The organism is Bradyrhizobium sp., assembly GCF_019242285.1.
In the GTDB taxonomy this organism is placed as follows: domain Bacteria; phylum Pseudomonadota; class Alphaproteobacteria; order Rhizobiales; family Xanthobacteraceae; genus Bradyrhizobium.
Genome location: NZ_JAFAVV010000295.1, coordinates 1 through 23,300, shown reverse-complemented (window position 1 = coordinate 23,300; position 23,300 = coordinate 1). Strand labels below are relative to the sequence as shown.

General features: G+C 65.9%; 26 protein-coding genes. 13 read left to right on the top strand and 13 right to left on the bottom strand.

Features of this window, described 5'->3' with window-relative positions:
- Positions 1-43: 43 nt before the first annotated feature.
- The 6 genes from rsmI (at position 44) to JOY90_RS11600 (ending at position 6,261) form a co-directional block, all read left to right on the top strand.
- Entirely contained in the window at positions 44-988 is a 945-nt protein-coding gene (gene rsmI, locus JOY90_RS11625) for a 16S rRNA (cytidine(1402)-2'-O)-methyltransferase (protein WP_291691285.1), read from the top strand.
- On the top strand, positions 975-1,382 hold the full coding sequence (locus tag JOY90_RS11620) for a YraN family protein (RefSeq protein ID WP_291691284.1): 408 nt from the start codon (positions 975-977) through the stop codon (positions 1,380-1,382). Before rsmI ends, JOY90_RS11620 begins: the two co-directional genes overlap by 14 nt.
- Positions 1,383-1,412: 30 nt before the next feature.
- Complete coding sequence (gene gshB, locus JOY90_RS11615) at positions 1,413-2,369, top strand: glutathione synthase (RefSeq protein WP_291691283.1); 957 nt, start codon at positions 1,413-1,415, stop codon at positions 2,367-2,369.
- A gap of 407 nt (positions 2,370-2,776) precedes the next feature.
- The gene (locus JOY90_RS11610) at positions 2,777-4,225 is read left to right on the top strand and encodes a type II and III secretion system protein family protein (protein WP_291691282.1); all 1,449 of its coding nucleotides are present in this window, start codon (positions 2,777-2,779) and stop codon (positions 4,223-4,225) included.
- Positions 4,226-4,270: 45 nt separating this feature from the next.
- Complete coding sequence (locus JOY90_RS11605) at positions 4,271-4,999, top strand: CpaD family pilus assembly protein (protein WP_291691294.1); 729 nt, start codon at positions 4,271-4,273, stop codon at positions 4,997-4,999.
- Complete coding sequence (locus JOY90_RS11600; RefSeq protein ID WP_291691281.1) at positions 4,996-6,261, top strand: AAA family ATPase; 1,266 nt, start codon at positions 4,996-4,998, stop codon at positions 6,259-6,261. The genes JOY90_RS11605 and JOY90_RS11600 overlap by 4 nt, the downstream gene beginning before the upstream one ends.
- 30 nt (positions 6,262-6,291) lie before the next feature.
- Here the strand turns inward: JOY90_RS11600 and JOY90_RS11595 are convergent, their stop codons facing one another.
- Both JOY90_RS11595 and JOY90_RS11590 read right to left on the bottom strand, forming a co-directional pair.
- On the bottom strand, positions 6,292-7,050 hold the full coding sequence (locus JOY90_RS11595; RefSeq protein WP_291691280.1) for a tetratricopeptide repeat protein: 759 nt from the start codon (positions 7,048-7,050) through the stop codon (positions 6,292-6,294).
- Positions 7,051-7,216: 166 nt separating this feature from the next.
- Positions 7,217-7,462, bottom strand: a complete 246-nt coding sequence (locus JOY90_RS11590; protein ID WP_291691279.1) for a PilZ domain-containing protein — start codon at positions 7,460-7,462, stop codon at positions 7,217-7,219.
- A 217-nt stretch (positions 7,463-7,679) separates the two neighbouring features.
- Between JOY90_RS11590 and JOY90_RS11585 the strand changes: the two genes are divergently transcribed.
- The 3 genes from JOY90_RS11585 to JOY90_RS11575 all read left to right on the top strand — a co-directional run bounded on the left by JOY90_RS11585 (position 7,680) and on the right by JOY90_RS11575 (position 12,151).
- A complete protein-coding gene (locus JOY90_RS11585) occupies positions 7,680-9,218 on the top strand; it encodes a YifB family Mg chelatase-like AAA ATPase (RefSeq protein ID WP_291691278.1) in 1,539 nt (512 codons plus the stop codon).
- An 89-nt stretch (positions 9,219-9,307) separates the two neighbouring features.
- Complete coding sequence (locus JOY90_RS11580; RefSeq protein WP_291691277.1) at positions 9,308-9,775, top strand: hypothetical protein; 468 nt, start codon at positions 9,308-9,310, stop codon at positions 9,773-9,775.
- A gap of 132 nt (positions 9,776-9,907) precedes the next feature.
- The gene (locus tag JOY90_RS11575) at positions 9,908-12,151 is read left to right on the top strand and encodes an ATP-binding protein (protein WP_291691276.1); all 2,244 of its coding nucleotides are present in this window, start codon (positions 9,908-9,910) and stop codon (positions 12,149-12,151) included.
- A 4-nt stretch (positions 12,152-12,155) separates the two neighbouring features.
- On the opposite strand, the gene coaA is transcribed toward JOY90_RS11575, so the two are convergent.
- From coaA to hisB, 9 genes are all read right to left on the bottom strand, one after another.
- Positions 12,156-13,112 (bottom strand): type I pantothenate kinase, encoded by a 957-nt coding sequence (coaA, locus tag JOY90_RS11570; RefSeq protein ID WP_291691275.1) that lies wholly within the window; start codon positions 13,110-13,112, stop codon positions 12,156-12,158.
- A gap of 15 nt (positions 13,113-13,127) precedes the next feature.
- A complete protein-coding gene (locus JOY90_RS11565) occupies positions 13,128-13,451 on the bottom strand; it encodes a phosphoribosyl-ATP diphosphatase (RefSeq protein ID WP_291691274.1) in 324 nt (107 codons plus the stop codon).
- 79 nt (positions 13,452-13,530) lie between these two features.
- Positions 13,531-14,307 (bottom strand): imidazole glycerol phosphate synthase subunit HisF, encoded by a 777-nt coding sequence (gene hisF / locus JOY90_RS11560; protein ID WP_291691273.1) that lies wholly within the window; start codon positions 14,305-14,307, stop codon positions 13,531-13,533.
- The gene (locus tag JOY90_RS11555) at positions 14,307-14,594 is read right to left on the bottom strand and encodes a hypothetical protein (protein WP_291691272.1); all 288 of its coding nucleotides are present in this window, start codon (positions 14,592-14,594) and stop codon (positions 14,307-14,309) included. The genes hisF and JOY90_RS11555 overlap by 1 nt, the downstream gene beginning before the upstream one ends.
- Positions 14,591-14,974: a hypothetical protein gene (locus JOY90_RS11550; RefSeq protein ID WP_291691271.1), complete on the bottom strand. Its 384-nt coding sequence runs from the start codon at positions 14,972-14,974 to the stop codon at positions 14,591-14,593. Before JOY90_RS11550 ends, JOY90_RS11555 begins: the two co-directional genes overlap by 4 nt.
- Positions 14,974-15,717 (bottom strand): 1-(5-phosphoribosyl)-5-[(5-phosphoribosylamino)methylideneamino]imidazole-4-carboxamide isomerase, encoded by a 744-nt coding sequence (gene hisA / locus JOY90_RS11545; RefSeq protein WP_291691270.1) that lies wholly within the window; start codon positions 15,715-15,717, stop codon positions 14,974-14,976. The genes JOY90_RS11550 and hisA overlap by 1 nt, the downstream gene beginning before the upstream one ends.
- The gene (gene hisH, locus JOY90_RS11540) at positions 15,714-16,364 is read right to left on the bottom strand and encodes an imidazole glycerol phosphate synthase subunit HisH (protein WP_291691269.1); all 651 of its coding nucleotides are present in this window, start codon (positions 16,362-16,364) and stop codon (positions 15,714-15,716) included. Before hisH ends, hisA begins: the two co-directional genes overlap by 4 nt.
- Entirely contained in the window at positions 16,361-16,894 is a 534-nt protein-coding gene (locus tag JOY90_RS11535) for a DUF2628 domain-containing protein (RefSeq protein WP_291691268.1), read from the bottom strand. Before JOY90_RS11535 ends, hisH begins: the two co-directional genes overlap by 4 nt.
- 22 nt (positions 16,895-16,916) lie before the next feature.
- The gene (hisB, locus tag JOY90_RS11530; RefSeq protein WP_291691267.1) at positions 16,917-17,510 is read right to left on the bottom strand and encodes an imidazoleglycerol-phosphate dehydratase HisB; all 594 of its coding nucleotides are present in this window, start codon (positions 17,508-17,510) and stop codon (positions 16,917-16,919) included.
- A 188-nt stretch (positions 17,511-17,698) separates the two neighbouring features.
- Between hisB and hslV the strand changes: the two genes are divergently transcribed.
- The 4 genes from hslV (at position 17,699) to JOY90_RS11510 (ending at position 21,281) form a co-directional block, all read left to right on the top strand.
- Positions 17,699-18,259, top strand: a complete 561-nt coding sequence (hslV, locus tag JOY90_RS11525; RefSeq protein ID WP_291691266.1) for an ATP-dependent protease subunit HslV — start codon at positions 17,699-17,701, stop codon at positions 18,257-18,259.
- Positions 18,260-18,265: 6 nt separating this feature from the next.
- Entirely contained in the window at positions 18,266-18,760 is a 495-nt protein-coding gene (locus JOY90_RS11520) for a GNAT family N-acetyltransferase (protein ID WP_291691265.1), read from the top strand.
- A 26-nt stretch (positions 18,761-18,786) separates the two neighbouring features.
- Positions 18,787-20,088, top strand: a complete 1,302-nt coding sequence (gene hslU, locus JOY90_RS11515; RefSeq protein WP_291691264.1) for an ATP-dependent protease ATPase subunit HslU — start codon at positions 18,787-18,789, stop codon at positions 20,086-20,088.
- 68 nt (positions 20,089-20,156) lie between these two features.
- Positions 20,157-21,281, top strand: coding sequence for a hypothetical protein (locus JOY90_RS11510; RefSeq protein WP_291691263.1), 1,125 nt, complete (start codon positions 20,157-20,159; stop codon positions 21,279-21,281).
- On the opposite strand, the gene JOY90_RS11505 is transcribed toward JOY90_RS11510, so the two are convergent.
- The gene (locus JOY90_RS11505) at positions 21,278-21,877 is read right to left on the bottom strand and encodes a Smr/MutS family protein (protein WP_291691262.1); all 600 of its coding nucleotides are present in this window, start codon (positions 21,875-21,877) and stop codon (positions 21,278-21,280) included. The two genes, JOY90_RS11510 and JOY90_RS11505, sit on opposite strands and share 4 nt — an antisense overlap.
- Positions 21,874-23,300, bottom strand: a 1,427-nt coding sequence (locus JOY90_RS11500) for an MltA domain-containing protein (RefSeq protein ID WP_291691261.1), incomplete at its 5' end; no start/stop codon positions are given. The genes JOY90_RS11505 and JOY90_RS11500, both read right to left, overlap by 4 nt.

The window sequence follows — 23,300 nt, the reverse complement described above, 5'->3', positions numbered from 1 at the left end:
CCAAATTCTGGCGCTAGAACGATCTCCCCCGTAAGGTGGCATTATGCGCGCAAAACCGGCTTCGATAAATACCGATGGCGGGGGAGAGATCGCCGCCCGTAGTTTTACCGTCGGCGGACATCTGCTGACCGCGCCGCGCGTCGCACCCGGCCTCCATCTGGTCGCGACCCCGATCGGCAATCTCGGCGACATCACCCTGCGGGCGCTTCAGACGCTGGCGGGCGTCGACGTCATCGCCTGTGAGGACACCCGCATCACGAGGCGGCTGGCCGAGCGCTATGGTCTCAATGCGGCGCTGACCCCCTATCACGAGCACAACGCCGCCACGGCACGGCCGAAACTGTTGTCGCGGCTCGCCGAAGGCGGCGCCGTCGCGCTGGTCTCGGACGCCGGTACGCCGCTGATCTCGGACCCGGGTTTCAAGCTGGTGCGCGAAGCCGCCGCCGCTCGCATCGCTGTGTTTGCCTTGCCCGGTCCTTCCTCGGTGCTGGCAGCGCTGTCGGTCGCGGCACTGCCGACCGACCGGTTCTTCTTCGAGGGTTTCCTGCCGCCGAAGGAGGCAGCGCGGCGGGCCCGGCTCGCCGAGCTCGCCCGGATCGATGCCACGCTGGTGATCTTCGAAGCCGGCAGCCGCGTCCAGGACACGCTGCGCGATCTGGCTGCGGCCATGGGCGCGCGCGAGGCGGCGATCTGCCGCGAACTGACCAAGCTGCATGAGGAGGTGACGCGCGGCGCGTTGAGCGAACTCGGCGCCAACGCGGAAGCGCTCGAGCCGCGCGGCGAGTTCGTCCTCGTGATCGGGCCGCCGGCCGAAGTGCAGGTGCCGGCGGAAGCGCTCGACGTCCTGCTGCGCGATGCCCTTCTGACCCACAGCGTCAAGGACGCGGTGGCGCAGGCGGTCGAGCTCTCCGGCCGGCCGCGCCGCGAGATCTATGCGCGCGCGCTGGAGCTGTCCCGGCAAAGAAAGGGCGAGCATGGCGATGACTGATCGCGCATCTCCGCCGCCCGAGGCAGCGGCCTCGCCCGAGCGGGTCGCGGCCTTTCGCACCGGGCTGTCGGCGGAAACCCGCGCCGCTGCTTATCTGATCGCGAAGGGCTATCGGATTCTGGCCAAGCGCTTCAAGACACCGCATGGCGAGATCGACCTGATCGCACGGCGCCGCAATCTGGTGGCCTTCGTCGAGGTCAAGGCCCGCGCCACGCTGGAGGATGCCGCCTTCGCGGTGACGCCCCGTCAGCAGAGGCGCATCATCGACGCCGCGCAGGCCTGGCTCGCCGCGCATCCCGAGCACGCCGAATTCGAGCTGCGATTCGATGTGATCCTGATTGCGCCGCGGCACCTGCCGCGCCATCTGTTGGCTGCCTTCGACGCAAGCCCTTGAGATGAACCCGCCGCAAACCGGACCCTGCCCATGAAATTGAACGTCGCCGTCCAGATGGACCCCATCGCGCGCATCAACATCCGCGGCGATTCGACTTTCGCGCTGCTGCTCGAAGCCCAGAAGCGCGGCCATGGCCTGTCCTACTACACGCCCGACAGACTGTCGCTGCGCGGCGACGAGCTCGTCGCGCCGATCCAGCTTCTCACCGTGCGCGACGAGCCCGGCAACCATTTCACCCTCGGTGAGCCGCACCCCGAGCCGCTGTCGGCGTTCGACGTCATCCTGCTCCGCCAGGACCCGCCGTTCGACCTCGCCTACATCACCTCGACCCATTTCCTCGAGCGGCTGCATCCCAGGACGCTGGTCGTGAACGATCCGGCGAGCGTGCGCAACGCGCCGGAGAAGCTGTTCGTGATGAACTTCCCGCAACTGATGCCGCCAACCCTGATCTCGCGCGAGCTCGACGAGATCAATGCATTCCGCGACGAGCATGGCGCGGTGGTGATGAAGCCGCTGCACGGCCACGGCGGCGCGGCGGTGTTTCGGATCATGCCGCAGGACATGAATTTCGGCTCGCTGTTCGACATGTTCTCGGTGACTTTCAAGGAGCCCTGGGTGATCCAGCGCTTCATTCCCGAGGTCAAGCACGGCGACAAGCGCATCATCCTGGTCGACGGCGAGTTCGCCGGCGCCGTCAACCGGGTGCCGGCACCCGATGACCTGCGCTCCAACATGGTGCGCGGCGGCGCGGCGCAATCGACCGAGCTCTCCAATCGCGAGCGGGAGATCTGCGCGACGCTCGGCCCGGCGCTGCGCGAGCGCGGCCTCCTGTTCGTCGGCATCGACGTGATCGACGGCAGGCTGACCGAGATCAACGTGACCTCGCCGACCGGCATCCGCGCCATCGCCAGGCTGGGTGGCCCCGACGTCGCCGCGAAGATCTGGGATGCGATCGAGGCGAAGCGGGTCGCCAGGTCGCCGGCATAGCCGTCGCGTACGACCCTCACCACCAACTGACAGCTTTCGATTGCGCATGATCGAAACGTCGGGATGGCCGTGCATTCGTCCATCGGCAACCTCGGGTTGGCTGCTCCCGCGATAACGCGCTGTTCACCATGAGGACGAATCCACCGTCCGCGCCCACCGCGGCGGCCGGCTTTCAAGTTCGCTTATACCTTTGCCGCCTAGTCATGCTGGAGGGGAGGGTAGCGTCGTGAGGCGCTGCCCTTGCAGGGGCAATAGTTAAGCGTATGCGTACCGTTCGAATCTTCGCTCCGACCACCGTCGTTGGCGGCAGCACCGATCATGCGTGTTCATCCGGACCGGTTGCGCGACCGCGTGCTGCGGACACGCCCGCGGCCAATCCCGAGCGACTACGGTTGCGGAGAACGTCATTGCGAGCGATCGCCGCCCGGTTGCTGTCGCTCGTGGCCGTCCTGTCGTTGACGATCAGTCCGGCGGCCACGCCTGTGCTCGCCAGCGATTCGCATGCCACGGCGGAGGTCACGGGCAGCGTGCCGGCCAAGACGCGCTCTCTCAATCTCGGCGTCAGCAAATCCGTCGTCATCGATCTGCCGCGCGACATCAAGGACGTGCTGGTCGCCGATCCCAAGATCGCGAACGCCGTCATCCGTTCTCCGCAGCGCGCCTACATCATCGGCTCCGCCGTCGGCCAGACCAACGTCGTGTTCTTCGATGCCGAGGGCCAGCAGGTTGCGGCCTACGACATTGCGGTGACGCGCGATCTCAATGGCGTGCGCGCCGCCTTGCGCAAATCGCTGCCGGGCGTGCAGATCGAAGGCGTGGGCGACGGCGTCGTTCTCACCGGTTCGGTGTCGAGCCCGATCGAGGCGCAGCAGGCCGGCGACATCGCTGCGCGGCTGGTCGGCGGCGGCGACAAGGTGGTCAACAGCATCGTCGTGCGCGAGCGCGACCAGGTGATGCTGAAGGTGAACGTCGCCGAAGTGCGACGCGACATCATCAAGCAGATGGGTATCGATCTCGCCGCCAGCATGAATATCGGCACCGCGATCGTGAACTTCAACAACAGCAACCCGTTCACCGCGGCCGGCGCGCCGCTGGTCTCCAGCAACGGGCTGCAGGCCCTGTCGGTCCTCAAGGGCGTGCCCACGGTATCCGCGACCATGCGTGCGATGGAGAGCGCGGGCGTGGTGCGGACCCTGGCCGAACCCAACCTGACGGCGATCTCCGGCGAGTCAGCGACCTTCATCGCGGGCGGCGAGTTTCCGATTCCCGCCGGCTATTCGTGCGATCCGTCGACACATGTCTGCACCACGCAGATCACCTACAAGAAATTCGGCATCTCGCTCAATTTCACGCCGGTGGTGCTGACCGAGGGGCGCATCAGCCTGCGGGTCATGACCGAGGTTTCCGAGTTGTCCAACGACAACGCCATCACGGTGTCGCAGGCGCTGAGCGGAAACTCGACGAACTCCATCACCATCCCATCGGTACGCACGCGCCGCGCCGAGACCACGCTGGAGATACCGTCCGGCGGCTCGATGGCGATGGCGGGTCTGATCCAGCAGCAGACCAAGCAGGCGGTGAACGGCTTGCCGGGCGTCGACCAGCTTCCCGTTCTTGGGCAGCTGTTCAGGAGCCAGGACTACGTCAACAACGAGACCGAGCTGATGGTGCTGGTGACGCCCTTTGTGGTCCGCGCCGTGCCACAGCGGGAGTTGTCACGGCCGGACGACGGATTCGCACCGGCCGCCGATTCCGACGCGGCTCTGCTGGCGCGGATCAACCGGATCTACGGCGTTGCCGGGCGGATCGATCCGGCCACCGCCTACCAGGGCAATTTCGGCTTCATCATCGACTGAGACGACGGGCAGCATCAACGCGCGATGAGGACAGCCATGATGAATATGTTCAAGGTCCATTGCCGCCGGGTTTCGCCCTTCCTGTTGGTGGCGTTCGCCGGCGTTGCGCTGGCAGCGTGCGCGCCATCCACCGATGCCATCGTCACAGGCGATGTTCCCAGCGACTACCGGCTGCGTCATCCGATCGCGATCACGGAAGCTGAACGTTCAATCGTGATCTTCGTCGGTCGGCAACGCAGCGGCCTGACCGGGCCGGAGCACGGCGACCTCGTCGGGTTCGCGCGCAACTGGGTTCGCGAGGGAACGGGTCCCGTCATCGTCGATGTGCCGGTCGACACGCCGAACGCACGAGCTGCGGCAGCAACCTCTCCGGAAGTGCGGGCGGCGCTGGAGGCAGGCGGCGTGCCCGCGCGCGCCATCGCGATGCGGCGCTACCGCCCGGGGGATGACCGAACGCTGGCAACGATCAGGCTGAGCTATCCGAGAATCGCCGCCACCGCGGGCCCCTGCGGCGTGTGGCCGGACGATCTCGGTCCTTCACTCGCGAACCCGGTCCACGATGAGAACAAGCCGTATTTCAATCTTGGCTGCGCCACCCAGCGCAACCTCGCGGCCATGATAGACAACCCGTCGGACCTCGTGCAGCCGCGTGCGGAAACGCCGGCCTACACGATGCGGCGGACCGCAGGGTTCGACAGGTACCGGAAGGGCGATCCCACCACGACCACCTATCCCGAGGCCGACAAGGCCAAACTCACGATGACCGGCCAATGAGCAGCTCAGCGAACAAAGATCACGAAACGCCGCACGACGCCGCGCCGCAGGCAAGCGATTACATCGCCCCGGCGCCACGGGTCTCCGTGCAGGCCTTCTGCACCACCGAGGAAGCCGCGACCGCGGTGCGCGCGGCCGGCAAGGATCGGCGGCTCGGCAAGGCCCATCTCACCGTCAAGATGGGCGGCGTAGCGGCGGCCATCGATACCTATCACGGCGCGCCGACGCCCAACGTGATCCTGCTGGAGAGCGACGGCTCCTCCGACATCCTCGACGGCCTCGACGATCTGGCCGACGTCTGCGATCCCGGTACCCGTGTCGTCATCATCGGCAACGAGAACGACGACGTGCCCTACCGCGAGCTGATGCGCCGCGGCATCAACGACTACATGGTCGGGCCGGTCTCGACGCTCGACGTGGTGCGCGCGGTCTGCGGCCTGTACGCCTCCTCCGAGGCGGTCACGACCGGCCGGGTCGTTGCCGTGGTCGGCGCCAAGGGCGGCGTCGGCGCCTCCACCGTGTCGCACAACCTAGCCTGGGCGATCGCTCGCGATCTGGCACTGGATTCCGTCGTCATCGATCTCGACCTCGCGTTCGGCACCGCCGGCCTCGATTACAATCAGGATCCCATGCAAGGGATCGCCAATGCGGTGTTCCAGCCGGACCGGCCCGACAGCGCACTGCTCGAGCGCCTGCTCGCCAAGCGCACCGAGCATCTCTCGTTGTTGGCGGCGCCGGCGACGCTCGAACGCGTCTACGATTTCGGCGCCAATGCGTTCGACGCGATCTTCGACACGCTGCGCATGACGACGCCCTGCATCGTGCTCGACGTTCCGCACCAATGGTCGGGGTGGACCAAGCGCGCGCTCGAAGGCGCCGACGACATCCTGATCGTGGCCGAACCCGATCTCGCCAATCTACGCAACGCCAAGAACATGCTGAGCGCGCTGAAGGCGTCGCGTCCGAACGATCGTCCCCCGCTCTACTGTCTCAACCAGGTCGGCCTGCCGAGACGCCCGGAGATCGATCGTGCCGACTTCGCCAAGACGCTGGAATGCCCGCCGGCCGCCGTCATCCCGTTCGACTCGAAGCTGTTCGGCACCGCTGCGAACAATGGCCAGATGATCGCGGAAGTCTCCGCGAACCATCGCACCGCGAAGCTGTTCCTGGAGCTCGCACAACGGCTGACCGGCAACGGTGACGGCCGCAAACAACGGCGCTCCTTGCTGGGGCCGCTCGTCGGCATGTTGCTGGGGAAGTAGTCTTTCGATCTACCGCCGGGCAAATCCGGCTCAGCCCGGCCGGGACGCGGCGACGATATTGCCGACGCTCGGGTTTCGTCCCTTGTCGCGCCTGGACATCAGCCGCTTCAGCTCGGCCACGTTGGCTGTCGCCTCCTCGACCGGCAGATCGGCCCTCGCGATGCTTTCCGCCTCGGCGTCACGGCCCTGCATGCCGATGACGAAAGCCAGGTTCATTCGGACCCGTGCATCCTTGCCGGCCCGGCCGTAGGCACGTCGCAGCGTTTCCTCGGCTCGGGGCAAATCCTTGGACAGGACATAGGAGAGTCCGAGATTGGAGAGCACCGTCGGCTCGTCGGGCACGATCTTCAAGGCGTTGGTGTAGTACTGCCGCGCTTCATCGTGGCGGCCCATCTGGTCGAGTGCCGTACCCTGCACCGACAGGATCCGCCAGTCCGGATCGTCCGGAGAATGGGCCTGGCTCAGCACATCGAAAGCCTGCTTGAAATTGCCGTTGTCGGCGAGCGCCCGGCCGTAGCCGGCCAGCAGCGTCTTGTTGCCGGGATTGGCGATCGCAGCCTGCTCGAGAATGGCGACCGCCTGCGACCGCTCGCCGGCGGCGCGGAGCGCGTGCGCGTAGGCCAGCGCGACACCCGGGTCCTTCGGGTTGTCACGGTAGCGGGTGCGATAGGTCTCCACCTCGCGCCTCGGGTCCGATGGGCGGTTCGCCGCGGCGTTGTCGCCAAGCGCGCCGGTGACCTCCTGCGAGTCGGCCATGAAGGCGGTCTGGCAGCCGCAAAGGCCGGACATCAGGATCGCTGAGGATACCGCGAATAGGAGACGCCGCGCCTGGCGGCGTCCTTTGGGCAACTGCCGGAACATGTACCATGGCCTGTGGTCGACGACTTGGCCCGGGAACCGTTGCAGCTTAACCCTAAATTCCGGTTAAGCCGGCATTCATCCGTGCGTTGTCGGCTCAGCCGATGAACTCGGCACCCAATTCGTAGCCGATGCGCCAGACCAGGCGGCAATGACGCGGCCGGCCCTCCGACATGATGAGCGTGAACTCAGGAGGGACCTCCTGATATTCCGCGACGACCTTGACGCCGCCGTCCGAAATATCGGTGATCAGGCAATCCCGCGGCAGCGACCCGGTCCCAAACTGGATCTTGGCGAGGCTTCTGCAGGTACGGCGCTCGCTTTTGCGGCGGTTGGCGAACATGTGGATCCTTTTTCCTCGGGTGCGGCAGTTCATTCACTCTACCGCTCAAGCGTTGGAATCCGGCTAGCGCCCGTGAGCGCTGTTGAATGTCTTGCTTGAGACTTTCTTCACCAATCCCGCCCATCCGGCGGTCGGACGTCGACCTCACTTGTTCTCTCAATGTTCTTGCAAGGCCCGCGGCACTCGGCTACCCTCGAACAAGGGGGATGAGGGCGGCATGGTCCAGCGCGTTTCCACCGTAGCCTTTGAGGGAATCGAGGCCCGCGCCGTCGATGTGCAGGTGCAGGTCTCGCCGGGACTGCCGGCCTTTCATGTCGTCGGCCTCGCCGACAAGGCGGTGTCGGAGGCGCGCGAGCGCGTTCGCTCGGCGCTGATCGCCTCAGGGCTGGCGCTGCCCGCGCGGCGCATCACCGTCAACCTCGCGCCGGCCGACCTGCCCAAGGAAGGCAGCCATTACGACCTGCCGATCGCGCTTGGGCTGATGGCCGCCATCGGCGCCATCCCTCCGGATGCGCTCGCCGGTTTCACCGTGCTCGGCGAGCTCGGACTCGACGGATCGATCGCCCCGGTCACCGGCGTGCTGCCTGCGGCGATCGGCGCCAATTCCCGCGATGAGGGGCTGATCTGCCCCGGCGCCTGCGGCGCGGAAGCCGCCTGGGCGAGCCCCGACATCCAGATCATCGCCGCCAGCTCGCTGATCCAGATCGCCAACCATTTCAAGGGCACGCAGGTGCTGTCGCGCCCGCAGCCGAAGGTGCACGAGGCGCCGGCGACGCGGCTCGACCTGCGCGACATCAAGGGCCAGGAGAGCGCCAAGCGCGCGCTGGAGATCGCGGCCGCCGGCGGCCATCATCTGTTGATGATCGGCGCGCCGGGCGCCGGCAAGTCGATGCTGGCGGCACGGCTGCCCTCGATCCTGCCATCGCTCTCGCCCGCCGAACTGCTCGAAGTGTCGATGATCGCCTCCGTCGCTGGCGAGATCGAGGGCGGCGCGCTGACCGCGCGGCGACCGTTCCGCAGCCCGCATCACTCGGCAAGCATGGCGGCGCTGACCGGCGGCGGCGTGCGTGCACGGCCCGGCGAGATCTCGCTCGCCCACAATGGTGTGCTGTTCCTCGACGAACTGCCCGAATTCGATCCGCGCGTGCTCGACTCGCTGCGCCAGCCGCTCGAGAACGGCGAGGTCGCGGTCTCCCGCGCCAATCATCGCGTCACCTATCCTGCCCGCTTCATGCTGGTCGCGGCGATGAACCCGTGCCGTTGCGGCCACGCCTTCGAGCCCGGCTATGCCTGCAAGCGCGGACGGATCGACCGCTGCACCGCCGACTACCAGATGCGGATTTCAGGCCCGCTGATGGACCGCATCGACCTGCGCATCGAGGTGCCCGCGGTGACGGCCGCCGACCTGATCCTGCCGCCGCCATCGGAAGGATCGGCCGAGGTCGCGGCGCGCGTCGCCGCGGCACGCAACATTCAGCGCGCCCGCTATGAGACCGCCAAGATGCCGCAGGTCCGCACCAACGCCGAGGCGCCGGCGGCGCTGCTGGAAGAGATCGCGAAGCCTGACGCGCAGGGCCAGAAGCTGCTGCACGATGCCGCCGAGACGATGCGGCTGTCGGCGCGCGGCTATCACCGCGTGCTGCGGGTGGCGCGCACCATCGCCGACCTCGATTGCGCGGACAAGATCGGCCGGCTGCATCTGGCCGAAGCGCTGTCCTATCGCGCGCTCGCCGAGGACCTGCGCAACGCGGCCTGAATCCGTCAACGATGCGGTAAGGAGTTTTCTTTACGCTCCGCCAACCATAAGCCCGGCACCGCTCGGGCACGGGTCGCGGGTCAAGTATCATGTTGCGTTTCAAGGTCCTGGTATCGGCTGTCCCCCTGATCGCCGCCGCATTTCTTGCGCGCCTCGAGCTGTTTTCCAATCCCAAGCCCTGCATCGCGGTCGGCGAGCAGACCGTCGAACTCACGGATGCGTCTTGGCACGCCGATCTCCATGTGAGTTTCACTGACGATCCACGGCTTGCGACGGTCCGGGTGGCCGTGACGGAAGATGCCGGCTCCGCCGATTTTACCGTCATCGACGACGCCGCCGCAGACGATGGCGGCGCGTGCGGCTCGGCCTCGACGGCGCGACTCGTTGCCATCGACCGGACCGCCTCCGGTCCGTCGGCGCCGGTCATCTATCTCTCGGATGACGAGGGAGCAGCCGACTATCGCATTTTCGTTCGATCGAAGCGCTTCACGGCGCGCGACGCCGCGGCGCTGATCGTGGGCTCCCATGACCAGCATCTGGCACTGAACGCCTCTTAACGATCCATTCACTCTTTTCACATCGCGTCGAGCGAGGCGGCGGCCTCTCAAACTCTTCACAAAGCTCGCGGCCTGCATCGTCTTTCTCAGTCACTCCCAGCGCGGAAACGGCAATTCATCGGGGTCATATCGATGGGACGGCTCTTCCGAATCAAGCTCAGCATCCGTCGCTTCACCCGCCGCCATCCCTGGCTGTGGGCGACGTTCCGTTCGCTGACCATCTTCTCTGCGGGCTTCGGCGGCGCCTATGGTTTCATCGCCGGCAGCCGGGCCGAAAACTCCGGCTACAACCCCCACAGCTTTGCGATCGGCGCAAGCTTCCTGTTCGCGGTCGCCTGCGTCGCGCTCGCGACGTTGAGCATGCGCCTGCGCTTCCTGCACCGGAGACTGCGCAAGATCGCGCTCCACAATGAAGCGCTCGCCGACCGTAACTGGGAGCTGCAGGAAGCCGAGGAGCGGGCGCGCGGCCTGTTCGAATCGCAGGGCGACCTGATCGTGATGCGCGACGAGGACGGCCGCATTACCTTCGCCAACGACGCGTTCTGCCAGATGGCGGCGCTCTCGCGCGAGGCACTGATCGGCAGCGGCTTCCAGTTTTCCGTCATCGAGCAGGGCGACAGCGCGCTGGAGCCGAACGGTACCCGCATTCATGACCAGAAGATCGAGACGCCGCTCGGCGCGAAATGGATCGCCTGGCGCGAAGCCTGGGTTCGCAGCGACGCCGGCGGACCTGCGGAGATGCAATGCGTCGGCCGCGACGTCACCGACCGCGCCGAAACCGAGCGCGCGCTGAGCTCTGCCCGCGATCAGGCCGATGCCGCCAACCGCGCCAAGTCGAAATTCCTCGCGATGGCGAGCCACGAGATCCGCACGCCCCTGAACGGCATCATCGGCATGAGCGGACTGTTGCTGGATACGACGCTCACGCCGGAGCAGGCCACCTATGTCAAGGCGGTGAAGACGTCGGGTGACGCCCTGTCGTCGCTGATCGAGGAGCTGTTGGACTATTCCAAGATCGAGGCCGGCAAGATCGACCTGGCGCGGCGTCCGTTCCCGCTCACGTCTCTGATCGAGGACATCACCGAGCTGCTCGCGCCGCGGGCGCAAGCCAAGCAGCTCGAGATTGCGGCCTATGTCGACGAACGCCTGCCGACCGAGGTGGTCGGCGATGCCGCCCGGCTGCGGCAGGTGCTGCTCAACCTCGCCGGCAATGCCATCAAATTCACCCCGGCCGGCGGCGTCGCGCTGATCGTCGAGCCAGGCATCTGGCCGAACGAGGTCAGCTTCCTGGTCCGCGACACCGGCATCGGGATCGCGCCGGACGCCCGTGAGCGGATCTTCCGCGAATTCGAGCAGGCCGACGATCGCATCGCCCGAACTTATGGCGGCACGGGGCTCGGCCTGAGCATCTCCGAACGCATCGTCAAGCGCATGGGCGGCCGGATCACGCTTCAGAGCGAGCCCGGCGGCGGCTCGACCTTCGAAGTCGCGGTGCCATTGCCCGCGCACCACGATCAGGCGCCGGCCCTGGTCCCGCCCGATCTCACCGGCCGCTCGATTCTCCTGGTCGCGCCGCGCAGCATCGAGGCCTCGCTGATCGTTCGGCGGCTGCAGCGCTGGGGCGGCCAGACCTGCGCGGTCGCGGACGCCGACATCGCGCAGGCCCTGTTGCCGGAGCGCTCGTGGCATGCCGTGCTGCTCGATCGGGCGGTCGGCGCGGAATCGGTGGAGGCGCTCGGCGAAGCCGCGCGCTCCCATGCCAGGGAGCGGATCGTGCTGCTCACGCAGGCCACCCGGCACGAGCTGAAACCGTCCTCTGCCTTCACCGGCTACCTGGTCAAGCCGCTGCGTGCGGCATCGCTTGCGACGCGGCTGTCGACGGATGCGGAGGTGGCCGCGCCTGCCCTTGCGGACGAAGGCATCATTGCGGCGACCGACGCCGCAGCGACGCCTACGGAACCGCCGGCGCGAGGCCTGTCGATCCTGGTCGCCGAGGACAACGAGATCAACGCGCTGTTGATGCGCTCGCTGCTCGGCCGGCTCGGGCACCATGGCGTAATCGCCACCAATGGCACGGCCGCGCTGGAATCCTGGCAGGCGGCGAGATCGGCCGGCACGCCCTATGACCTGATCCTGATGGATATCCAGATGCCCCAGCTCGACGGCATCGAAACGGCCAAGCGCATCCGCGCTCAGGAAGCGGGCGAGCCGGGCCGGCGTACGCCGATCCTGGCACTGACCGCCAACGCGCTGGTGGAGGATCGCTACGCCTGCTTCGAAGCCGGCATGGATGGTTTCCTGATCAAGCCGCTCGATCGCGAGAAGCTCGAAGCCTCGCTTGCCGATCTCGCAGCGACGCGCCACCTCGCGGCGTAAGGCCTCATAGCCGGCGCAGCAAGACCGTCTCGATCTGGTGATCGGCGCCCTTCTTCAGGATCAACGTCGCGCGCGGCCGGGTCGGCAGGATGTTGTCCTCGAGATTGGCGAGGTTGGTGCGCTCCCAGATCGCGATGGCGGTCGCGGTGGCCTCCTCGTCCGACAGCGGCGCATAGCGGTGGAAATATGACCTCGGATCGTGGAACGCGGTGTCGCGGAGCGCGAGGAAGCGCTTGATGTACCACTGCCGCAGCACCGCTTCGTCAGCATCGATGTAAACCGAGAAATCGAAGAAGTCGGAGACCACAGGCACTGCCTTGCCGTCGCGCGGCAAGCGTCCGGTCTGCAGCACGTTGACACCCTCGACGATCAGGATGTCGGGCCGGTCGACCTCGATCCACTGCTTCGGCACGATGTCGTAGGTCAAATGCGAGTAGACCGGCGCGCGCACCGGCTGCCGGCCGGCCTTGATGTCACTGAGGAAGCCCAGCAGCCGCGGCAGATCGTAGCTTTCGGGAAAGCCCTTCTTCTGCATCAGGCCCTGCCGTTCCAGCACGGCGTTGGGGAACAGGAAGCCATCCGTGGTCACGAGATCGACCTTCGGCCGCGGCGACCAGCGGGTGAGCAGGGCCTGCAGCACGCGCGCCGTGGTCGACTTGCCGGCCGCGACGGAGCCGGCCACGCCGATGATGTAGGGCATCTTGCGGTCGCGGATGCCGAGGAACTGCCGCTGCGAATAGAACAGCCGCTGCGTGGCATCGACATAGATCGACAGCAGACGCGACAGCGGCAGGTAGATGTCCTCGACCTCCTTGATGTCGAGGCGGTCGTGCATCGAGCGCAGTCGATCGAACTCGCCAGGCTCCAGCGTCATCGGCGTATCGTCGCGCAGCCGCGCCCACTGCTCGCGGGTGAATATCCGATAGGGGTTGTACTGCTGGTCCGGAGCGCGGATATCCATGAAAACGGCCTCTTTTCAATCGTGCCTGCGCGACGCCTTTTCTTCCAGCCCCGACATGCCGGTGCGTTTCTCCAGCGCAGCCTCGACATCATCCAGCGTGACGCCGCGCGACTTCAGCAGCACCAGCAGATGAAACAGGAGGTCGGCGGATTCGCCTATCAGATGCTCGCGGTCGTTCTCGACCCCGGCGATCACGGTCTCGACCGCCTCCTCGCCGAGCTTCTTGGCGCAATGCGCCGCGCCCTTGTCCAGGAGCTTCCTGGTGTAGGACGCCTCGCCGCCGGATGCGGCCCGGGCGTCGATGACGGCGGCTAGGTCATGGAGCGTAAAACGCGGCATCAGCCAGTACTCGAGACGGGCACCCCGCACCGGCCGGGCGCAATTGTCGACCATTTAGCATTTTTGTGACGAGGAGTCCTCAGGGATCGAGCCGCATCGGCAGGCCGGCCCGCACCATGTGATCCTTGGCCTCACGGATGGTAAATTCCCCGAAATGGAAGATCGAGGCGGCGAGCACCGCGGTGGCGTGCCCCTCGCGGATGCCGTCCACCAGATGTTCGAGGGTACCGACGCCTCCGGACGCAATCACCGGCACCGGGACGGAGTCGGCGATGGCCCGCGTCAGCGGCAGATCGAAGCCCTGGCGGGTGCCGTCACGGTCCATCGAGGTCAGCAGAAGCTCGCCGGCACCGAGCGAGACCACCTCCTCAGCATATTCCAGCGCGTCGATTCCCGTGGAATTGCGACCGCCATGGGTGAAGATTTCCCAGCGGTCCGAGCCGCCGCTGCGCTTCACCCGCTTGGCGTCGATCGCGACCACGACGCACTGCTCGCCAAACTTTTCCGCGGCCTCTTTCACGAACTCGCGATTGGCGACGGCCGCCGAATTGATCGAGACCTTGTCGGCGCCCGAGCGCAGCAGCGTCCTGATGTCGTCAATGGTGCGCACACCACCGCCGACCGTCAGCGGCATGAAGCAGGCCTCCGCCGTGCGGCGGACCACGTCCAGCATGATGCCCCGGTTCTCGTGGGTCGCGGTGATGTCGAGGAAGCAGAGCTCATCGGCGCCGGCCGCGTCATAGGCGATCGCCGCTTCGACGGGATCGCCGGCGTCGCGCAGGTCGACGAAATTGACGCCCTTGACGACACGGCCGTCCTTGACGTCGAGACAGGGAATGACACGCACCTTGAACATTATTCTGCCGCCGATTCGAGGGCGCGCGATTTGAGAAAATCCCAGAACACGCCCAGCATTCTCCCCTCATATTCAGACGAGGTGACATCTACGATGAAGAACAGGCTGGAGCCGATGAACCGCGAAAGCCGTCCAGACAAATCAGAAACCGAAAGATTGCTTTTCAGAAAGCAGACGTGACCGTCCAAGGCGTACATTTCTGCTCCCGAATCGAGCGAGTCGACATAACTGCGCAGGTCGATCTCCGCGCCGTTGCCATCATCAAAAACCAGAAGAAAAGTCTTCACTGTTTCTCTCCTCCGTCTGGCCGAGACTTCGATGTTTCAAACCGAGGCACTTGGTTGGCTATGTCAACTATTTCGGTATTGCCGCCTTTTTTGTAAAGATATCGTAGGGCTTGTTGCTTGACTCTATATTCCTCCGACTGAAGTCGATCAGGATCACGGAACATAAAAACCAGATAAACGGCAAAGCTGAAAAGAACCGGAGCTGCTGCAAAGCAAAATAGTATCAGCTGTGCGATTTGATTGCTGACAATGGCGGTCAGAACAAGGGAAAGGGGGGTAATTAGCCCAACCAGCCATAGAGCCGGATTTAGGACCGTTCGCTTGACCGCAATCGTATCTACACGCGATAGCCCGGTTCGAATTATTTCCTCTAGCTTCATCATTGGCTCGTGAGTCGCGCGTCGCGAATCAGCGCGAGCGCGGCGGCTGGATCGAGCCGTCCGTCGTAGAGTGCGCGGCCGGCGATCGCGCCCGCCAGCTTTTTGGCACGCGGCGCCAGCATGGCCTTGATGTCCTCGATCGAGGCGAGCCCGCCCGAGGCGATCACCGGGATAGAGATGCGCCCGGCCAGAGCGATCGTCGCATCGAGGTTGAGGCCCTCAAGCAGGCCGTCGCGGGCGATGTCGGTGAAGATGATGGCGGCGACGCCGGCGTCCTCGAACCGCTGGGCGATCTCAAGCGCGGTCACCTCCGAGCTCTCCGCCCAGCCCTGTACCGCGACCTTGCCGTCGCGTGCGTCGAGCCCGACCGCAACCCGGCCGGGGAATTTTTTGGCGGCAGCCTTCACCAACTCGGGGTCGCGCACCGCCGCGGTGCCGATGATCACGCGGGTGATGCCCTTCTCAAGCCAGGCCTCCACCGTCGCGAGATCGCGGATGCCGCCGCCGAGCTGCACCGGCATGGTGACCGCCTTCAGCATCGCCTCGACCGCTTGCGCGTTCATCGGCTTGCCGGCGAAGGCGCCATCGAGATCGACCACATGCAGATATTCAAATCCCTGGTCGGCGAAACTTTTGGCCTGCGCCGCGGGATCGAGATTGAACACGGTGGCGCGCGCCATGTCGCCCTGCTCGAGCCGCACGCACTGGCCGTTCTTCAGGTCGATCGCGGGAAAGAGAATCACGGCTTCCACTTGAGAAAGTTCGAGATCAGGGCCAGCCCGAAACGCTGGCTCTTCTCGGGGTGGAATTGGGTGCCGACCGCCGTATCCCTGGCCACGACCGCGGTGACCGGTCCGCCATAATCGGCACGTGCCAGCAGGTCAGCCTCGTTCGCCGGGTTGAGGTGATAGGAATGCACGAAATAGGCGTGGCGCCCCTTCGGGCCAAGGTCGAGCCGTTCCAGCAGCGGATGCTCGCGCAGCACTTCCAAGGTATTCCAGCCCATGTGTGGAATCTTCAGGCTCTCGTCACGCGGCGTGATCTTCTCGACGTCGCCCTTGATCCAGTCGAATCCCTCGGTGGTGACATGTTCCTTGCCGCAGGTCGCCATCAACTGCATGCCGACACAGATGCCGAAGAACGGCCGCGCCTTGTTGCGCACCGCTTCCGTCAGCGCCTCGAGCATGCCGTCAAGCGCGTCGAGCCCGCTGCGGCAATCGGCGAAAGCGCCGACACCCGGCAGCACGATGCGGTCGGCGCGATAGACCGCCTCCGGATCGTGCGTGACCACGATCTTTTGCGGACTCTCCGAAGCGCGCGTCGCGCGCTCAAACGCCTTTGCCGCCGAGTGCAGGTTACCCGAGCCGTAGTCGATAATCGCGACGCTCATCGTGATCCTCCAGGCTCAGGGAACAGGCCGATGATGCTGTCATGCGGCATCGGCGGGGGCGGCCTGGAGAAGGGCTGGCCCGGAACGTTGCGGGTCGGCGGCGGGCCGCCACGATCGACCGTCAGCGGATCATAGGTTGGCCCGCGCTGGCCGCTCGCCCAGCGATCGAAGAAGCGGCGCTCGGCGGCCTCCTCATCATCGGCGACGACGATGTCGAGCTGACGCCAATGGCGCCGCGACAGGGTCCAGCGCCGCAGGCTGGCCGCCTCGAGCCCCATCAGGATCGCAACCATGAGGCCGGCCAGCCAGACCGTCGTGCGTCCGGCGCCGAGACCGACAAGGGCAGCGTCCAGCGCCGCCACCAACACGATCCAGCCGAGCGTCGCGAGCCAGAGCCGGTGCCAGATCAGCCACAGCGGGCCGAACACCGTCGCCCAGAAATGAAAGCCGTCGCGCACGAACACGAACCTGTCGGTGGCGCGCAGGTCGGCGGCATAAGCCTCCGGAGCGTGAACCGTATAGAACCGCATGATAAATCTCCGCCGCGAGCGATCAGCCGCCGAGCTGACCCTTGGTGGATGGCACCTCGCCGGCCGCGCGCGGATCGATTGCGACCGCCGCCCGCAAGGCCCGCGCCAGACCCTTGAAACAGGATTCGGCGATATGATGGCTGTTCTCGCCATATAGGGTCTCGACGTGCAAAGTCACGCCGGCGTTCATCGCGAAGGCGTTGAACCATTCGCGCACCAGCTCGGTGTCAAAGTCCCCGACCTTGTCACGGGGAAAAGCGACCTTGAACACCAGGATCGGCCGGCCGGAAATGTCGATCACGACCCGCGACAGTGTCTCGTCCATCGGCATGTGAACCGAGGCATAGCGGGTGATGCCGGCCATGCCGCCGAGCGCCTGCCTGACTGCCTGGCCGAGCGCGATGCCGACATCCTCGGTGGTGTGGTGATGATCGATGTGGAGATCACCGACCGCCTTCACGGCGAGATCGATGCGGGAATGGCGCGCCAGGAGGTCGAGCATGTGATCGAAGAAGCCGATGCCGGTCGAGACGCTGGACGTCCCGGTACCATCGAGGTTGACGGACACCTCGATGTCGGTTTCCTTGGTCTTGCGCTTGATCGCCGCGGTGCGCATGAAGATGGCTTTCCACTCCTGGGTGCGCGTGCCGCGCGCCGAAAACCCGATCTTTTATCAAGGCCCTGCCGCTTCCGCTACCGCAGGATACTCATGCGGTCGCCCAACTTCCGCTCATGGTGACCGGCGTCAGTGCGATTGTAACCGCGCCGGCCAGGCCCTAGATGAGGCCGGACGAGAGGTATCCGATGCAAATATCCCCCCACGAGCCGCCGGTCTGGCACGGCACCACCATTCTCACCGTCCGCAAGGGCGGCAGGGTCGTGATCGGCGGCGACGGCCAGGTCTCGATCGGGCAGACCGTCATCAAGTCCAATGCCAAGAAGGTCCGCAAGCTCGGCAAGGGCGACGTGATCGGCGGCTTCGCCGGCGCCACCGCGGACGCCTTCACCCTGTTCGAGCGGCTGGAGAGCAAGCTCGAACAGTATCCGGGGCAGTTGACCCGCGCCGCGGTCGAGCTCGCCAAGGACTGGCGCACCGACCGTTATTTGCGCCGGCTGGAGGCGATGATGATCGTCGCCGACAAGGAGGTCTCCCTGGTCCTGACCGGCACCGGCGACGTGCTGGAGCCGGAGGCCGGCGTGATGGCGATCGGCTCGGGCGGTAACTATGCGCTGGCCGCGGCGCGCGCCCTGATCGATACGGACAAGGATGCCGAGACCATCGTCCGCCGGGCGCTCGACATCGCCGCCGACATCTGCGTCTACACCAACCGCAATTTGACCATCGAGATCTTGCAGGCTGGCTGAGCGTCCATGCCGGACTACGGCTTTCGCCCGATGACCGTGGCCGATCTTCCGATGATCCGGCATTGGCTGGCGACGCCCGATGTGGTCCAGTGGTGGGGCGATCCGGACGAGCAATACGCGCTTATGCGGGATGATCTGGACCATCCCGACATGGACCAGTTCATCGTATCCGTCGTCGGTCACCCGTTCGGCTATATCCAGTGCTATGCGCTCTCGACCTGGAACCAGGGGTTCGGCGAGCACCCCGCCGGCACACGCGGCATCGACCAGTTCATCGGCGAGCCCGATCTGGTCGGACGCGGCCATGGCTCGCAGTTCATCCGCAGGTTCACCGACCACCTGCTGCAGCAAGGCACGCCGCGCGTCGTCACCGATCCCGATCCCGCCAATCTGCGCGCAATCCGCGCCTACGAAAAAGTCGGATTCTCACGGGAGCAGGTGGTTCAGACGCCGGACGGGCCGGCGCTTTTGATGCTCCGCGATCGAAGTAGCTTGTCCTGATCGCCTTCCCATCCTAGCTAGAAGAAATGACGGACTTCTCTCCCCGTGAAATCGTTTCCGAACTCGACCGATTCATCGTCGGCCAGGCCGACGCCAAGCGCGCCGTCTCGATCGCGCTGCGCAACCGCTGGCGCCGGCTGCAGCTCGATGGCGGGCTGCGCGAGGAGGTGCTGCCCAAGAACATCCTGATGATCGGACCGACCGGGGTCGGCAAGACCGAGATCGCGCGGCGGCTGGCCAGGCTCGCCGGCGCCCCGTTCCTCAAGGTCGAGGCCACCAAGTTCACCGAGGTCGGCTATGTCGGCCGCGACGTCGAGCAGATCATCCGCGATCTCGTCGAGGTTGCGATCGCGCAGGTGCGCGAACGCAAGCGCAAGGACGTGCAGGCGCGCGCCCAGCTCGCCGCCGAGGAGCGCGTGCTGGACGCGCTGGTCGGCACCAATTCCAGCGCCGCGACGCGCGATTCCTTCCGCCGTAAGCTGCGCGCCGGCGAGCTCAACGACAAGGAGATCGAGATCGAGACGCAGTCCTCCGGCGGCTTTCCGATGTTCGAGATCCCGGGCATGCCCGGCGCGCAGATGGGCGCGATCTCGATCGGCGACGTCTTCGGCAAGCTCGGCGGCCGCACCAAGACCCGCCGCGTCACGGTCGAGGCCTCCCACGAGCTCCTGGTCAACGAGGAATCCGACAAGCTGCTGGACACCGACCAGCTCACGCTGGAGGCGATCAACGCGGTCGAGAACAACGGTATCGTCTTCCTCGATGAGATCGACAAGATCTGCGTACGCGAGAACCGGCTCGGCGGCGACGTCTCGCGTGAGGGCGTGCAGCGCGACCTGCTGCCGCTGATCGAAGGCACCACGGTCTCGACCAAGCACGGCGCGGTCAAGACCGATCACATCCTCTTCATCGCCTCCGGCGCGTTCCATATCGCCAAGCCGTCCGACCTGCTGCCGGAGCTGCAGGGACGGCTGCCGATCCGGGTCGAATTGCAGGCGCTGACGCGCGACGACATGCGCCGCATCCTGACCGAGCCGGAAGCCTCGCTGATCAAGCAATATGTCGCGCTGATGCGGACCGAGGGCGTGACACTGGACATCGCCGACGACGCCATTGATGCGCTCGCCGACATCGCGGTCGCCGTCAATTCCACGGTCGAGAACATCGGCGCCCGAAGGCTGCAGACGGTGATGGAGCGGGTGCTGGACGACATCTCCTTCACCGCGCCGGATCGCAATGGCGAGACCATCAGAGTGGATGCCGACTACGTGCAGAAGCACGTCGGCGATCTCGCCAGGAACGCCGATTTGAGCCGGTTCATTCTGTAGTTCTGACACGGCGGTTTTTGCGCTATCCAGCGGCTCGCTGCCCCACGAGCAGCGGGTCGAGAGGAAGCATGGTCGGGCGCGTCTGGCACAACCACTGGCGATGGATGGTCATCGTCAACATCGCCGTGGTGACCGGGGTTTTCGCTCACAAGCTCATTCTGCGGCCGTTCGTCCCCTACATCCATCTCCTGGTCGATTATCATTTCGGCTTCATCAAGCGCGCGCTGATCGGCGCGGTCGTGGCGCTGTTCACCGCGAAGGTGCCGGTCTGGCTGGTGTTCGCGCTCGGCGGCTCGGTCTGGCTTCTCACCCTCGCCTTGTTCCTCGTGCTGTTCCGGCGCACATTCGGTCTCGATGAAAAGAGCCTGCCGCTGCTCGTGCTGACGGCCGGCTCTCCGTTCTTCTTCAAGAATTTCATGTTCTCGCTCGGTCACTTCGACATCTATGGCTGCCTGTTCGCGATCACGCTCCTGCTGGTGCCGGCACGCTCGGTCCTGTTCGTCCTGCTCGCCGCCGCGGGCGCGGTCGTCCTGATCCTGATCCACCACATCCATCTCCTGATGTATGTGCCGACCATCGCCGTGATCGTGCTGATCCGGCACTACCTGGCCGAGGGCATGAACCGCCTCAACATCGCCATCGGCGCCCTGGCCGCGCTCATGCTCGGCGCGCTGTTCGTCGCCGCGCAATTCTACGGCACCATGCCGCTGCCGGAAGTTAACTTCGTCCACTACCTGCAGAGCCGGATGGCCGATCCCTCGCGCACCGACCTCCTGATGTTCAGCTACATCTGGTACCAGCCGCTATCGAAGGAGATCGCCGACACCTGGGCGCGGCTGCCGTCGAACATCCTGGGCGTGCCGCTCTTTGCGCTGCTGATCTGGCTGCACACACCACTGTGGCGCTATTTCGCACGCACGATCCGCGCGCTCGAGCACGCGCTGCACCGCCGCCTCGTCGTCGCCGCGCTGGCCGGCGTCAGCCTGGGCTATCTCGTCATGTTCGCGATCGTGTTCGACTACTCGCGATGGATCTCGAACTGGGCGGTGTGCATGTTCCTGCTCCTGCACGCCGTCAAGACACTGCCCGCCGCCCACGCCGTGCCCCCGATCCCGACCGACGATCGCGGGACCAGGATCCTCGGCTGGATCGTCACGCTGTACCCCCGGGTCGGCATCGTCCGTCCGTTTTAGCTTCGCGGCCGCCTGATCCGGACATAGAGCGCGCCATGGCCGCCATGGCCGATATGCGCCTCCTCGAACCCGACCACCAGCGCACGGAATTCCGGCAGGGAAAGCCATTGCGGCACCTGCCGTCGCAGCACGCCGCGGCCCTCCTCCGTGCCGCCGACCTTGCCCTTGCCGGTGATGACGAGCACGAAGGTCAGGCCTTCACCATGGGCTCGCCGCAGGAAGCCGAGTAGGGCGCGGTGGGCCCGCGTCTGCGTCATGCCATGCAGGTCGAGCCGCGCCTCGATCTCGTCCTTGCCGCGCGACAGGCGCGAGCGCTCCCGGCGTCCCAGCGGGGCCAGCGGCGGCACCGCAGGCTTGCTCGGCCTAGGCGCATGGATGGGCGGAAGCGGTCGCGGTGATGCGGGTTTCGCCGACGGGTCCGAAATCGCTTCCGGCCTGACCGCTGCCTTTGGCTTGACCAGGCGCGGCGTCTTGCGCAGCGGCTTGACTTGTCTTGCAACGCTTTCCCAGAGCGCCCGCTCCTCCTCGCTCAATCCGCGCCGGTGGCGCGGGGTCGGAGGATGCTCGGGCTGCGAGAGCGAGGACGGCCGTTTCATCGGATGTGGCGATAGCGCCGGGCGTAGCGGTGATGGCGTTCCTCACGACTCGGAGCCGAAGCGGGCCGCGCCTCGGGCAGCGGCACGGCGGTCGTGACCGCCGTCGTGGCGCTGGAGCCGGTCGTATCGGCTGCCTTCGATGCGGGGGCCACAGCCGCCGTCTTCTGATCCTTGGTTTGATCCTTGGTTTGATCCTTCACCGGATCGGTCTGGGGAAACAGCCTTGCGATCTTCTCGGACGGCCGCGGGTCCGGCAATGGCAGCTTGCGGCCGGCTTCCACCGGATTGAGCGCCTTCGGCACCAACATCACGAACTGCATGTTGTGCCGGAGCCGTCCCGACACCTTTCCGGCATCGGCGCCGGCGCCGAAATAAAGGTCGGCGCGCGCGGGACCCGTGATCGCCGAGCCGGTATCCTGGGCGATCATCAAACGGTGAAACGGTGTCCTCGACTGCGCCGATTCGATCGGCAATTCGCCGGTGATGAAGAAAGGCGTGCCATAGACGTGCAGGGAATTGTCGACCGCGATCGAGCGGCCCGGCGTCAAGGGAATGCCCTGCGCGCCGACCGCCTCGTCCTTGTCCGACAGCGGCACCACACGGAAGAAGACGTAGGCGCGATTCTGCCGCCGCACGTCCTTGGCCCCGTCCGGATTCTGCTCCATCCACTCCCTGATCCGCTGCATCGACATCTCCTCGCGCGGAATGATGCCGCGGTCGATCAGCACCCGGCCGACCGCCGTGTAGGGATAGCCGTTGTAGGAATCGTAGTTGATTCGGATGGTCGATCCATCCGGAAGATGGATTCGCGCCGAACCCTGGATCTGTGCGAACAGCAGGTCGGTCGGATTCTTGAGCCAGCAGATGTCGAGCCCGCGGCCGGCGATCGCGCCATCCTCGATTTCGCCGCGGTCGTAATAGGGCACGAGCTTGCGGCGGCCGATCTTGCGGTACACCGGGCCCTTGTTGGGCAGCTCGGGCGACGCCTGCGAGTAGCCCCGCACGAACAGGTTCGAGGGCCGGCGATAGACCGGCACATTGTAGACATCGGTCGGCGTCGGCGATCCCTCCAGCACCGGCTCGTAATAGCCGGTGACGAAGCCGTCGGCCTCGCCGAGCCGCGAGATATTCAGCGGCGTGAACTGCTGCTCGAAGAATGCCCGCGCCCTGGCGCCGTCCGTAATGTCGCTGGCGCGGGCGGCGCGGCAGGGGTCGCGCAGCGACGATCCGATCGCCTTGGTATTGGGCCCTATGCTCTTTCCCGCCACGATCGGCCGGCAGGAGTCGCGAAAGGTCCGATAGGCGGCGAGCTGGTCATCCTCGTTCCAGCCGGGCACGTCGGCCCAGCTCATCGGAATGTACTGGCTGCCAACGATCTGCATCGGTAACGGGAGCTGCGGGTAGGGAAGGGCATGCGGCGGGG